11 protein-coding genes are annotated in these 13,054 nt (G+C 72.2%); 9 read left to right on the top strand and 2 right to left on the bottom strand.

All coding sequences use genetic code 11. The annotated features are described in order from the left end of the window. Window positions 1–21: 21 nt before the first annotated feature. The 3 genes from IH61_RS0123375 to IH61_RS0123365 all read left to right on the top strand — a co-directional run bounded on the left by IH61_RS0123375 (window position 22) and on the right by IH61_RS0123365 (window position 3,226). Window positions 22–204, top strand: a complete 183-nt coding sequence (locus IH61_RS0123375; RefSeq protein WP_031072942.1) for a hypothetical protein — start codon at window positions 22–24, stop codon at window positions 202–204. Window positions 205–459: 255 nt separating this feature from the next. Continuing rightward, on the top strand, window positions 460–2,043 hold the full coding sequence (locus IH61_RS50355) for an SPFH domain-containing protein (protein ID WP_031072940.1): 1,584 nt from the start codon (window positions 460–462) through the stop codon (window positions 2,041–2,043). A gap of 91 nt (window positions 2,044–2,134) precedes the next feature. Next, window positions 2,135–3,226 carry a vWA domain-containing protein gene (locus IH61_RS0123365; protein WP_031072938.1) on the top strand — a complete coding sequence of 364 codons (1,092 nt, stop codon included), beginning with the start codon at window positions 2,135–2,137 and terminating at the stop codon, window positions 3,224–3,226. Window positions 3,227–3,331: 105 nt separating this feature from the next. Here IH61_RS0123365 and IH61_RS0123360 read toward each other — a convergent pair whose 3' ends face one another. After that, window positions 3,332–3,697, bottom strand: a complete 366-nt coding sequence (locus IH61_RS0123360) for a hypothetical protein (RefSeq protein ID WP_158845206.1) — start codon at window positions 3,695–3,697, stop codon at window positions 3,332–3,334. 130 nt (window positions 3,698–3,827) lie between these two features. Then, window positions 3,828–4,544, bottom strand: coding sequence for a flavodoxin family protein (locus tag IH61_RS0123355; protein ID WP_031072935.1), 717 nt, complete (start codon window positions 4,542–4,544; stop codon window positions 3,828–3,830). A 377-nt stretch (window positions 4,545–4,921) separates the two neighbouring features. Here IH61_RS0123355 and IH61_RS0123350 point away from each other — a divergent pair, with 377 nt between their 5' ends. The 6 genes from IH61_RS0123350 to IH61_RS0123325 all read left to right on the top strand — a co-directional run bounded on the left by IH61_RS0123350 (window position 4,922) and on the right by IH61_RS0123325 (window position 13,016). Continuing rightward, on the top strand, window positions 4,922–5,905 hold the full coding sequence (locus tag IH61_RS0123350; protein WP_031072933.1) for an ABC transporter substrate-binding protein: 984 nt from the start codon (window positions 4,922–4,924) through the stop codon (window positions 5,903–5,905). 77 nt (window positions 5,906–5,982) lie between these two features. Then, complete coding sequence (locus IH61_RS0123345) at window positions 5,983–7,182, top strand: ATP-grasp domain-containing protein (RefSeq protein WP_031072931.1); 1,200 nt, start codon at window positions 5,983–5,985, stop codon at window positions 7,180–7,182. Between the two features lie 59 nt (window positions 7,183–7,241). Further along, a complete protein-coding gene (locus IH61_RS0123340) occupies window positions 7,242–8,924 on the top strand; it encodes an IucA/IucC family protein (protein WP_031072929.1) in 1,683 nt (560 codons plus the stop codon). Next, complete coding sequence (locus IH61_RS0123335) at window positions 8,921–10,105, top strand: MFS transporter (protein WP_031072926.1); 1,185 nt, start codon at window positions 8,921–8,923, stop codon at window positions 10,103–10,105. Before IH61_RS0123340 ends, IH61_RS0123335 begins: the two co-directional genes overlap by 4 nt. Beyond that, on the top strand, window positions 10,102–11,829 hold the full coding sequence (locus IH61_RS0123330; RefSeq protein WP_031072923.1) for an IucA/IucC family protein: 1,728 nt from the start codon (window positions 10,102–10,104) through the stop codon (window positions 11,827–11,829). Before IH61_RS0123335 ends, IH61_RS0123330 begins: the two co-directional genes overlap by 4 nt. After that, window positions 11,826–13,016 carry a type III PLP-dependent enzyme gene (locus tag IH61_RS0123325; RefSeq protein ID WP_031072922.1) on the top strand — a complete coding sequence of 397 codons (1,191 nt, stop codon included), beginning with the start codon at window positions 11,826–11,828 and terminating at the stop codon, window positions 13,014–13,016. The genes IH61_RS0123330 and IH61_RS0123325 overlap by 4 nt, the downstream gene beginning before the upstream one ends. Window positions 13,017–13,054 lie beyond the last annotated feature (38 nt).

Here is a 13,054-nt window from a genome sequence, read left to right as displayed (position 1 = left end):
CGCTCGGATATCCTCCGAACCATGACACCCGAGGACGAGGACGAACAGCAGGCACCGGCCCAGGCAACCCGCGCCGAAAAGGCCGGCCGGTACGCCATAGGCGGCGTCAGCGCCCTCCTCGCCTTCGCCGTCATCGCCACGCTGGTGCTGTCCGTCCTCGCCGTCGCCGCCGTCTACCTCGTGATCGGCGCCTCGCACTCCTGACCCTGCCTGACAGCTGAGCGCAGGAAGTCGGCCCGGCCGACTTCCTGCGCAGGCGTCGGGAGCGGTGCCGCTCGGGAGCGGTGCCGCCCTCCCCCGTGGAGACGCCCGAGCGGGATCCTTTCGTCCGCGCTGCCACCGCCGTCCGCCCACCGTCGCGTCGAACGGATCTCGGGCTGCGCGCGGGTGGACCTGGGAGGCTTGCGGGCGACACAATCTGACGCATCATCTGATCACCGAAGGAGGCGCGGAGCAGCTGTGGAACCGATCCTCATCGTGGTGGGCGTTCTGCTGATTCCGGTCGTCATCGTCCTGGCCTCCGCGATCAAGGTCGTCCCGCAGACCAGCGTCATGATCGTGGAGCGCTTCGGCCGCTACACCCGCACGCTCAACGCGGGGCTCCACATCGTCGTCCCGCTCGTCAGTCGCGTCCGCAACCGCATCGACCTGCGCGAGCAGGTCGTGCCGTTCCCGCCGCAGCCGGTGATCACGCGGGACAACCTGGTCGTCAACGTCGACACCGTCATCTACTACCAGGTGACCGACCCGCGCTCCGCCACGTACGAGGTCTCCAGCTACATCCAGGCGATCGAGCAGCTCACCGTCACCACGCTGCGCAACATCATCGGCCAGATGGACCTCGACACCACCCTGGCCTCCCGCGAGGTCGTCAACGGGACCCTTCTCGGCGTCCTGCACGAGGCCACCGGCAGGTGGGGCATCCGCCTCAACCGCGTCGAGCTCAAGGCGATCGAGCCGCCGACCTCCATCCAGGACTCGATGGAGAAGCAGATGCGCGCCGACCGTGACAGGCGTGCCGCGATCCTCACTGCCGAGGGCCAGCGCCAGGCGCAGATCCTCAAGGCCGAGGGTGAGAAGCAGGCCGCGCTGCTGAAGGCGGAGTCCGACCGGGAGGTGGCCGCCATCCGTACCGGCGGCAGGGCCGGGGCCGCGCCGCCGGTCCCCGCCCAGGCCGCTCCCGCGTCGGTGCACCAGCCGTTGCGGCAGGGCGATCCCCGTCGTATCGGCCGCTACCAGCTGACGGCGCGGCTGGGCGAGGGCGGGATGGGGACGGTCTATCTCGGCCGCTCCCCCGGGCAGCGGCTGGTCGCGGTCAAGGTCGTCCGGCCGGAGTTCGCCACGGACCCGGCGTTCCGGCACCGCTTCGCCCGTGAGATCGATGCCGCGCGCCGGGTCGGCGGGTTCCACACCGCGCCCGTGGTCGACGCCGACTCCCAGGACACTCCGCCGTGGCTGGCGACCGAGTACATCCCGGGCCCCTCGCTCCACGACGTCCTCAGGCGGCAGGGCGCCCTGCCCGTGAGGACCGTTCACGTCCTCGCCCTGGGTGTCGCCGAGGCGCTGGAGCGCATCCACGCCTGCGGCATCATCCACCGCGACCTCAAGCCCAGCAACATCATCATCTCCGCCGCGGGCCCGCGCGTCATCGACTTCGGCATCGCCCGGTCCCTCGACGGCACCGTGCTCACGGGCACCAACCTCGTCGTCGGAACACAGGGGTTCCTGGCCCCGGAACAGCTCACCGGCGGGCCCATCACGCACGCCTCCGACCTCTACGCCTTCGGCCTGGTGCTCTGCCACGCCGCCGGGGCCCTCCCGCTCACCGACGGCGAATCCCTGGAGTCGGCCCTCGGCCTGCTGCCGTCCCACTTCGCCGGCATCATCCGGCGGTGCCTCGACCACGCCCCGGAGCGCCGCCCGACACCCACGGAGATCCTCGAGGAGCTCTCCCGGCACGGCGCCTCCTCCGAGGGCTGGCTGCCGCCTTCCGTCCGCACCATGGTCGACCTGCACAACGCCCCGACCGCCGCCACACCTTGACGGCGCTGTCAGCCCCTCGCCCTAGGGTGGGAACCACGTCGGAGGGGGCGCCGCGAAGGCGTCGAAAAGGCGTGGGAAGAGGGGTAGGGCCATGTCCGCGAACAGGATCAAGCACAAGGTCAACCATGTCTCGCTCGTGGTCGACAAGTCCGGCTCGATGCGCCCGCACGAGGCACAACTCATCCGCGTGGTCGACGAGTTCGTGAAGGGCCTGCAGGAGGAGTCCGACCGGCTCGGCCACGAGACCCGCATCAGCCTCTACGCCTTCGACCACGAGGTGCACAACCTCGTCTGGGACATGGACGTCAAGCACCTGCCGTCCCTGCGGGGCCTCTACACGGTCGACAACGGCGCCACGGCGCTGATCGAGGCCGCCGTGAAGTCCGTCGACGACCTGAAGAACATCTGGGAGGGCTACGGCGAGCACTCGTTCCTCCAGGTCGTCGTCACCGACGGCGAGGAGAACGCCTCCGGCTGCTCGGAGACCGGCGAGATGCACACCCGCATGAGCGGTGGCCGCGGCTCCGCCGTCCTGAAGAAGTGGCTCGGCCGCATCCAGGGCGCCATGGACGACCTGCCCGACCACTGGACCTCGGCGATCCTGGTCCCCAACTCCCTGGCCAAGCGCACCGCGCAGGAGTACGGCTTCCCGGCCGGCAACATCGCCATCTGGGACGCCGACTCCAGCAAGGGCGTCGAGGAGGCCATCGGCACCGTCAAGTCCGCCGCCACCAGCTTCCTGCGCGGCCGCGAACAGGGCGTACGCGGAACCAGGAACCTGTTCGCGATGGGCCAGGACCTCAACACCGCCGACGTGAAGGCCAGCCTCGACACCCTCGACACCGGCAAGTACATCCTCATACCGGTCGACGAGCAGATGCCGATCCGCGACTTCGTCACCAGCGCCGGCCACGCCTACACGAGCGGCTGCGCCTACTACGAGCTGTCCAAGCGCGAGAAGATCCAGGGCACCAAGCAACTCGCCGTCGCGGAGAAGGACCCGGCCACCGGCCGCATGACCGGCCGGGTGTTCTCCGGCCCCGCGGCCCGCCAACTCCTGGGCCTGCCGCAGCGGGAGGCCACGGTGAAGCCGGGCGAGAACCCGGCCTACACCGTGTTCGTCCAGTCGACGTCCGTCAACCGCAAGCTGGTGCCGGGCACCAAGCTGCTCGTGCTCCTGTAGGCGGGGCCGGGCTCGCCCCGCCCTTCGACGAGGTCACCCGCGACTCGCGGGTGCCTCGTCGGGTGCCTCGTCGGGTGAGCCGACGAGGCCGGTGGCGCTCCTCCGTCAGTACGACGTGCTGGTGGCGCACCGGCCGGTATCGGCGTTGCACACGGTGACGTACGACGTGATTCCGGAGTCCTGGAGCTGGAGGGTGTAGTGCTCGTCGCCCCGGACGTTGCTGTAGGCGCTGGACCAGTTGCCGTTCGACTGGTGGAGGTACACCGTGCAGTAGTTGCCCATGGTGGAGATGACGTAGCCCTGCACCCAGTCGTGCCCGTTGTAGTACTGAACGTTCATGCCGCCGGCACAGCCGGGGACATTGGCGGCGTAGGTGGCGTCGGCCGACGCCACCCCCGCGGTGAGGCCCAGGCTGCCTGCGGCGACGGCGGTCACGGCTGCGAGTCGGACGGCGGTGCGCAACCCAATCATCGGTTCCCCCTGCGAAGTTGGCGTGGTCACTGCGAACCATGCTGCCACCGATCGCCTCTGAAGGCGCCCCTCGCGCACGAATCCACACCCGACACTCGACGCTCGACCGTACGACCGATCCGGTTCGGCTTCAGCGGTGCTCGGGGTTCTCGAAGTCGAAACGGCAGCCGGCGTCCCACTCGGAGCGCTGGTTGCCGTACGCCGGGATGCCGCCGGCGTCCTTGAGCATCCGGGCCAGGTGGAGCTGGTTCCAGGTCATGAACGTGGTGTTCCGGTTGGTGAAGTCGTTCTCCGGGCCGCCCGAACCCTCGTCGAGGTAGGACGGGCCGGGCCCGGCCTCGCCGACCCAGCCCGCGTCGGCCTGCGGCGGAACGACGTAGCCCAGGTGCTGGAGGCTGTAGAGGACGTTCATCGCGCAGTGCTTGGCGCCGTCCTCGTTGCCGGTGATCAGGCAGCCGCCGACGCGGCCGTAGTAGGCGTACTGGCCCTGGGAGTTGAGGATCGAGGAGCAGGCGTACAACCGCTCGATCACCTTCTTCATCACGGACGAGTTGTCCCCGAGCCACACCGGGCCGGCCAGCGTCAGGATGTCGGCACTCATCACCTGGGAGTAGATCACCGGCCACTCGTCGGTCTCCCACCCGTGCTCGGTCATGTCCGGCCAGACACCGGTGGCGATGTCGAGGTCCACGGCGCGCAGCACGTCCACGGCGACGCCCTGGCGCTGCAGGATGCCGGTGCTGACGTCGATCAGGCCCTGGGTGTGACTGCGTTCCGGCGAGCGCTTGAGAGTGCAGTTGATGACCAGGGCGCGCAGGTCGGAGTAGGAGGTGTTCGGGTCCGGCACGGGGGCCTCCGTCGGGGAGCGGGTTCGTGGCACAGCTCAGCAGGACGGGGCCGCGGGCGCGTGCCGGGCTGGGCCGGACGGGTCAGTCGACGGGCAACCGGGGTGGGGCGCTCCCGGGCGGGTGGGCGGTTCGGACTTGACGAACTTAGGTAAGGCTCACCTATGATCACGGTCTGTGTCGAGAACCCATCAGGTCACGACCACGGCCCAGGCGACCTCGCGATGTCGCCACACCGGCTGAAGGTGCGTGCCTGAGAGGTCGCCGCAGCCTGCCCGGCCGCTCCTCCCCCTGAACCCTCGGCCGCCCCGACGGTGGCACCCGCTCGTGTGCCGTGCCGTCATTCGGCCTGCCCTGCAAGAACCCCCCAAGGAATCCCATGAACCGCCGACTGCCCGTTGCCGTCCTCGCCGTCGCCCTGACGACCACGCTGCTCGCCGCCTGCGGCAGCAGCGGTGACGCCAAGTCGGGCGCCTCCTCCACGTCCGCTGCTGCCGCCGCCGGCTTCCCCCGCACCGTCAAGCACGCCGCCGGAACCGCCGAGATCAAGGCGCAGCCCAAGCGGGTCGTGGTGCTGGACAGCGGTGAGCTGGACGACGTCACGCTGCTGGGCATCAAGCCGGTCGGCGCGGTCTCCCCGCACATGAAGACCAACGGCGGGTTCCCGGCCTACCTCAAGGACAAGGTCGAGGGGACCAAGGACGTCGGCCCGATGAACGAGCCGAACCTGGAGCTGATCGCCTCCCTCAAGCCCGACCTGATCCTGTCCTCCAAGGTCCGCCACGCCAAGGTGTACGACCAGCTGAACGCCATCGCGCCGACCGTCCTGGCGGAGACCACCGGGTTCCCGTGGAAGGAGAACCTCGCCCTGTACGCCCAGGCCCTCGGCAAGGAGGACGAGGCGAAGAAGGCACTCGCCGACTACGAGGCGCGGGCGGGGAAGCTGGGCGAGGCGATCAAGGCGAAGAACAACGGGACCATGCCCACCGCCTCCGTGGTCCGCTTCGTGGCCGGCCCGACCCGCCTGTACGGCAAGTCCTCCTACAGCGGCGTGGTCCTCAAGGACGTCGGCCTGGCCCGCCCCGCCTCGCAGGACGTCGACAAGAACATCATCGAGATCTCCGCCGAACAGATCGGCCAGGCCGACGCCGACCTCCTGTTCGTCACCACCGCCGACGACCCGACCAAGACCAAGGAGAACGAGGTCCAGCAGACCGCCGTCTGGCAGGGCCTCAACGCCGTCAAGAACGCCAAGGTCTCCACCGTCCCGGACGAGACCTGGATGTCCGGCATCGGCGTGCAGGCCGCCGACGCCATGCTCGGCGACATCGCCAAGGCCGCCGGCGTCGACGCCCCCAAGTAGCGACACCCTGCCGGGGGCGGACCTCCCGCACGGCTCCGCCCCCGGCGCCCCTCCGCCTGCACACCAGAGGACCTGCCATGCGGCTCTACCTGCTCGCTCTCAACCCCACCGACTCCGTCACCCGGGGATTCCTGCCCGCCGCCGCCCGGCTCGGGCTCGACGTCACCGTCTTCACCGACCACTTCGAGGACCACCGACGCGCCTACGCCGACGCCGAGTTCGAGGTGGAGGTGATGGACTGCGAGGTACAGGACTTCCGCGAGGTGATCGGGGCGATATCCCAACACCACGTACCCGACGCGGTGTTCAGCAACAGCGACCACCTGCAGACCCAGACCGCCCTGGTCGCCGAGTACTTCGGGCTGACCGGCAAGGACTGGAAGGCCACGCTGCGGGCGAAGAACAAGGGCGAGCTGCGCCGCCACCTCGCCGAGTCCGGCCTGGACCGGGTCCGGTCCGCCGAGCTGGCGCCCGGACAGGACCCGGCCGGCCTGGCCCCGCCCTTCCCGTGCATCGTCAAGCCCCGCGAGGGCGTCGCCAGCGAGGACGTCACCCTCGTCGCCGACACCGCCGAACTCGCCCAGCGCGTCAAGGAGATCCAGCAGCGCCGCCCCGGCGCCACCCTGGTCGTCGAGGAGTTCCTGGCCGGCGAGCTGTGCACCCTGGAGACCCTCGGCGACGGCCTGACCCGGCACGTCCTGGGCGGTTTCCGCACCCGGCTCTCCCCGCCGCCGGACTTCATCGAGGAGGTGCTGACCTTCACCCCGGCGCACCCCCAGCCGGTGGTCGAGCAGCTGCTCGCCCAGCTCGACGCGCTCGGCGTCGGACTCGGCGCCTGCCACACCGAGTTCGTCCTCCAGGCGGACGGCCGCGCGCGCATCATCGAGGTCAACTACCGTGCCATCGGCGACCAGTGCGACCTGATGCTCGCCGAGATCCTCGACATCCCGTACTTCGAGCTGGTGCTGCGTGCCCACCTCGGCGAGGCGCTGCCCGCCGACCTCGGCGCGCGCACCGACCGGCGGGCCCGCCACGAACGCGTCTGCGCGGACCGGGCCGGCACCCTCACCGCCGCGCCCGAGCCGCTGTTCGAGGGGCGGGCCGACGGGATCGTGCTCTCCTACCGCCCGGTGCGCGAGCTCGGCGCCCGGCACGAGCTCTACCGCACCAACCGCGACTACCTGGGCATCGTCTGGGCGGTCGGCCCGGACCAGGACGCGGTCGACGCCGCCGTGGCGGATTTCATCGCCGCCAACCGCTGGGAGATCACGCCGTGAACGCCGCAACCGCCGTGAACGCGGTGAGCGCCACAACCGCCGCAACCGCCGCGACCGCCGTGACCGCCGTGACCGCCGTGAACCCCTCCGACCGGCTCACCCTCCGGGTGCTGTCCGCGCTGCTGCGCGAGGACGTCCTCGGCCTGCGCGCGGGCGGCGTCCTGGAGCAGCGGGCCGACGGCCCCTGGCTGAGCCGCGGCACGCTCGCCCTGCCGGTGGCCCCCGAGGGCTTCCAGAGCGACCACGCCGCCCGGCTTCCCCTGCTGGAGGTGAACGGCGAGCCCCTCACGGGCCTGCCCGCGATCCTGGAGCGCCTCGCCGAGCTGGCCGACCCGCTGGACCGGCCCGGCCACCTGGCCTTCGCCGAGGAGTGTCGGCAGACCCTGGCCGCCATGCGGCTGCACGACGAGATCCGGCCGGGCGTGCACGCCGCGCTCGCCGAGCGCTACGGCAAGGACACGGCCGAATGGACGGGCCCGGGCGCCTCGCTCGGCTTCGAGGCCCTCGCCGCCTTCCTGGACCATCCGGTCTACCCGACCTCGCGCGGCCGCTCCGGCCTGACCGAGCCGCAACTGCGCTCCTACGCACCGGAGTTCCACGGCACCTTCGAGCTGCGCTGGCTCGCCGTCCCGGCCGGGCGGCTGACCGTTCGCGGCGACGGCCCGCTGCCCGCCTGGTGGCCGACCGCCGAACAGCTCGGCATCCAGGGCGAGTTCCTCACCGTCCCGGTCCACCCGCTCACCGTGGGCGAGGACTTCGAGCGGATCGCGCCGGGCTCGGTGCTCGCCCCCGAGCCGTACCTCACCGTGCTGCCGACGCTGTCCATGCGCACCGTAGCCGTCGCCCAGGATCCGGCCTGCCACCTCAAACTCCCGCTCGCCACCGCCACCCTCGGCCTGCGCAACCGGCGCACCATCAAGCCCGTCACCCTGGTCAACGGGGCGGTCGGACAGCGGCTGGTGGAGGCCGTGGCCGCGCGCGAGCCGCGCTTCGCCGGGCGGGTGCTGCACGTCGACGAACAACGCTACGCGCACGCCGACGACGAGATGCTGGCCGTACTGCTGCGCCGCTACCCGGACGGCCTCGACGAGGCCGTCACGGTGCCGCTGGCCGCCCTGCTCGCCGAGACGCCCGACGGACGGCTGGTGATCGATCAGCTGGCCGACCGCTTCTACGGCGGATCCGTCCTCGGGCTGTACGAGGACCTCGTCCGGCTGCTGGTCGACTGGCAGACCGCCCTGTTCGGCCGCGGCATCGCCCTGGAGTCGCACCAGCAGAACACCTCGCTCGTCCTGGACGGCACCGGTCTGCGACTGCTCTACAAGGACAACGACGGGCCCCGGATCAGCACCGCCCGGATCGGCGAACTCGCCCCCCTGGCCGCCGAGTTCCGCGACCCCCGGATACTCGTCACACAGGACGGCGCCCTCACCGACCTGTTCACCACGATCACCGGCCACCTGTGCACCGCCTCGCTCGCCTTCGGCCTCGCCGCGCACGACCGGGCACCGCTGGAGCGCACCCTCGGGCTGCTCCGCAACATCCTCACCGAGGCCGTCGACCGCCTCGGCCCGGCCGGGCGGCCGCTGCGCACGAACCTGCTGGACGCCGAACGGCTGCCCGTCAAGGCCATGGTGAGCGCCGGCACCCTGCTCAGCAAGGAGCGCAGCGGCGCCTCCGACATCAACAAGCACTACACGGACGGCCCCAACTACCTGCTGCCGAAGGACCGTTCACGATGACCGTCGAACCGCTGGCGCGGCCGGTCGGCCGTGCCGGACTGGACCGGCGCCAGGTGCACGCCGTGGCCGCCTGCTACTTCGTCGCCTCCTTCGCGGCCCTCGGCCTGCCGCCCTACCTCACCGAGATCCTCCCGGGCCTCGGTGACCACGACGGGCACTGGGCCGGCCTGCTCTACATCGTGCCGACGGTCTTCACCGCCCTCGGCGCACCGCTGTGGGGCCGGCTGGCCGACCGCTTCGGCCAGAAGCGGCTGCTACTGCGCGCCCAACTCGGCCTCACCGCCTCCTTCCTGCTCGCCGGCGCCGCCGACAGCCTGCCCGCGTTCACCCTGGCGCTGGTGCTCCAGGGCTTCCTCGGCGGCACCTTCTCCGCCACCAACGGGTACCTCGCCTCGGCCCTGGACGGCTCCCGGCTGTCCAGGGCGCTCACCCTGATGCAGGGCAGCGCCCGGGCCGCCCTGGTCGCGGCGCCGATCCTGGTGGGAGCGCTGTCGCCGTGGATCGACCCGCACCGGCAGTACCTGGTGATGGCGCTGCTGCCGCTGACCGCCGCCGTCATGCTCGGCTTCCTGCCCGAGCCGACCCGCCCGGCCGCCGCCCGAACCGCGGAAGGCACCGCGCGGACGGACCCGCCGGGCCCGCTGAAGCTGCTCTACACCTTCGAGTTCGCCTTCGTCTTCGCGACCATCATCTCCTTCCCGTACCTGATCACCCTGGTGCAGCAGCGGCTGCCGGGCGTGAACGGCACGGTCGCGGGCCTGCTGTTCGCGCTGCCGCACCTGGTCTACCTGATCGCCGCCGGACGGGTGCACAGCCTCGTCGAGGCACGGCCCGGCACCGGGCTCGCCCTCGGCTTCGCCCTGGTCGCCCTCGGGCTGGCCGGCCACGCCCCGGCCCACTCCCTGCTCACCTTCGCCCTCACCCGGGTAGTGCTCGGGCTCGGCATGACCCTCGGCCTGGTCTGCCTCGCCGTCCTCACCGCCGAAGCCGCCCGCGGCCGCGCGCCGGGCCGGATGTTCGGCACCCGCGAAACCGTCTCCAAGTGCGGCGCCGTCGCGGCCGGACTCGCCGCCGCGCTCGCCAACGGCAGCGGCGGACCGGCCGCCCCCGTCGTCACCGGCACCGCCGCCGCCCTGGCCGCCGCCCTGCTCGCCCTCCTGACCCGTAGGAGCCCCCGATGACCGCCCGCACTGAACACCCCCGGTCGGCCCCCGCCCCGACCGGGCTACCCTCGGCCGACCACGTCGTGGCCCACACCCTGCTCAACTGCCTGCTCCGCGAGGTCTCCGCACCCGAGCACCAGACCGCCGTCGACGAGGGCCACCTCCTGCTGCGCCTGCCGCGCCGCGGCGCCCTGCTGCGGGTCGCCCTGCGCCGCACCTCGCTCCTCGGAGCGCACCGGTTCACCGGACCGGCCTTCGAGCAAACCCCGGACGGCTGGCGCGAGTTGGGATGGCGCGAGCTCGCCGAGCACGTCCAGGCCGAGCTGACCCTGCGCAGCGGAGTGGACAACGAGGAGTTCCTCGCCCAGCTGGCCTCCAGCCACGAGGGTGTGTCCGCCGCCCTGTCCGACCGGCCGGCGCCCGGCCCGGAGCGGTACCTGGAGTCCGAGCAGGCCCTGATGTTCGGGCACCGCTTCCATCCCGCACCCAAGTCCCGCTCCGCCAAGGGCGCCGACCGCGCCACCTGGGCCGCGTACGCACCCGAGGCCCGCGCCGCGTTCCGGCTGCGCCATCTCGCGGTCCGCAGCGAGTACATCGCCCAGGACGCCGCCGACCCGGCCGCACTCGCGGTGATCGACGGCCTGGGCGACGTCCCGGAGGGCTTCACCCTGCTGCCGACCCACCCCTGGCAGTACGAACTCCTCTGCGAAGAACCGCTGTTGCGGGAGGCGATCGAGCGCGGGGACGTCATCGACCTCGGTCCGCGCGGCGAGGAGTTCACCGCCACCGCCTCGGTGCGCACCCTGCACGGCGCCGACGCCTTCCTCAAGTTCAGCCTCAACGTCCGCATCACCAACTGCCTGCGCAAGAACGCCGCTTACGAGCTGACCGGCGCCGTCCAGCTCACCCGGCTGCTGGCCGAACCGCTCGCGGACCTGGCCGCCCGCTTCCCGGGCACCGCGATGCTGAACGAGCCCGCCTTCCGTACGCTCGCGCTGCCGGGCGCGGACGGCGCCGCCGACACCTCACTGTTCGAGGGCTTCGGCCTGATCGTCCGGGACGGACTGGACGGCGTCGTGCGGCCCGGCCTGACCCCGCTGCTGTCGGCCTCCGTGGCCGACGAGTACGCCACCAGCTCGGCGCACATCTCCCAACTGCTCGACGGCTCGGGGCCCGAGCGGGCCCAGCAGTGGTGGGCCGCCTACCTGCGGCTGGTGGTGCCGCCGGTGCTCGCCGCCTACTTCGACCACGGCGTGGTCCTGGAGCCGCACCTGCAGAACGTCCTGGTCTGCGTCGACGCCGCCGGACTCCCGGCCCAGGCGCTCTTCCGCGACCTCGAGGGCACCAAGCTCCTGCCCGAGCAGAACGCCGCCCTCCTCGAACAGCTCCCCGCCGACGTCGCCGGACCGATGACGTACGACGCCCAGCGCGGCTGGGACCGCGTCGTCTACTGCCTGCTGGTCAACCACCTCTCCGAACTGCTCGCGGCCGTCGCCGATCTCCACCCCGCCCTGGAACCCGCCCTGTGGGCCGAGGTACGGGCGGTCCTGGCGGAGTACGGCGAGGCGCACGGCTGCCCGCCCAGGCTCGCCGCCCTGCTCGCGGGCGTCCCGCTGCCCGCGAAGGCCAACCTGCTGACCCGCTGGGAGCGCAAGGCCGACCGCGAGGCCGGGTACGTCCGGCTCTCCTCGCCGCTGGCCGAGGACGTGCTCGCCGAGGCCGCCCGGAGCGTGACCCGATGAGCGAGCTCGCCCTTCGCCACATCGACACCCTCGCGCCCGACGAACTGCCCGCCTACGTCTACGACTTGAGCGAGCTGCGGAAGCACGCCGCCGCCGTCCGGGCCGCGCTGCCGCAGCGCGTCGAGCTGTACTACGCGGCCAAGGCCAACCCGGAGGCGCCCGTCCTCGCCGCGCTGCGCGACGCGGTGGACGGCTACGAGGTGTCCAGCGGAGGCGAGTTGGCCCACGTCCGGGCCGCCGTGCCGGGCGCCCCGCTGGCCTTCGGCGGGCCGGGCAAGACCTCCGCCGAGATCGCGGCCGCCGTGGCGGCGGGCGTGCACCGCTGGCACGTCGAGAGCGTGCACGAGCTGCGCCGGCTCGCCGCGGCCGCCACCCGGCCGGTGGACGTACTACTGCGGGTCAACCTGCCGGTCGGCGACGGCACTCTGGACTCCGTCGCCCTGGCCATGGGCGGGCGTCCGACGCCGTTCGGCCTCGACCCGGCCGAGGTGCCGGAGTGCCTGCGACTGCTCGGCACGCCCGAGTTCGCCCGGCTGCGGCTGCGCGGCATCCACGCCCACCTCGCCAGCGGGCTGGCCGCGTCCGAGCAACTCGCCGTCGCCACAGGGATCGTGGAGTGGTCCGCCGCGCTGGCCGAATCGCACGGCCTGGCACTGGAGGAGGTCAACGTCGGCGGCGGCATGGCCGTGGACTACGAGGACCCGTCCGCCCGCTTCGACTGGACGGCCTTCGGCGAGGGCCTCGCCGAGCTCCTGGACGCCCACCCCGGGCTCACCCTGCGCATCGAGCCCGGCCGCGCACTGACGGCCTACTGCGGCTGGTACGCGACCGAGGTCCTGGACGTGAAGCGAAGCCACGGCGAGGACTTCGCCGTGGTCCGCGGCGGCACCCACCACCTGCGCACCCCCGCCACCCGGGGCCACTCCCAGCCGTTCACCGTCCGCCCGGTCGACGCCTGGCCGCACCCCTGGCCCCGTCCGGCCACCACCGAGCCGACGGTCACCGTCTCCGGCCAGCTCTGCACTCCGAAGGACGTCCTCGCCCACCGCTCCCCCGTCGACACCCTGCGCGGCGGCGACCGGCTCGCCTTCGCGATGGCCGGCGCCTACGCCTGGAACATCTCGCACCACGACTTCCTGATGCACCCCCGCCCCACCTTCCACCACCTCGACGGCCCCGCCTCCTGACCGGGCCTGCGAGGCCGACCGCCCGCCGCCGTCGGCGC

This window comes from Streptomyces sp. NRRL WC-3742 (assembly GCF_000720635.1).
Taxonomy (GTDB): Bacteria; Actinomycetota; Actinomycetes; order Streptomycetales; family Streptomycetaceae; genus Kitasatospora.
Note: the sequence above shows the minus strand (reverse complement) of the source record. Positions and strands in the feature narration are given on the sequence as shown.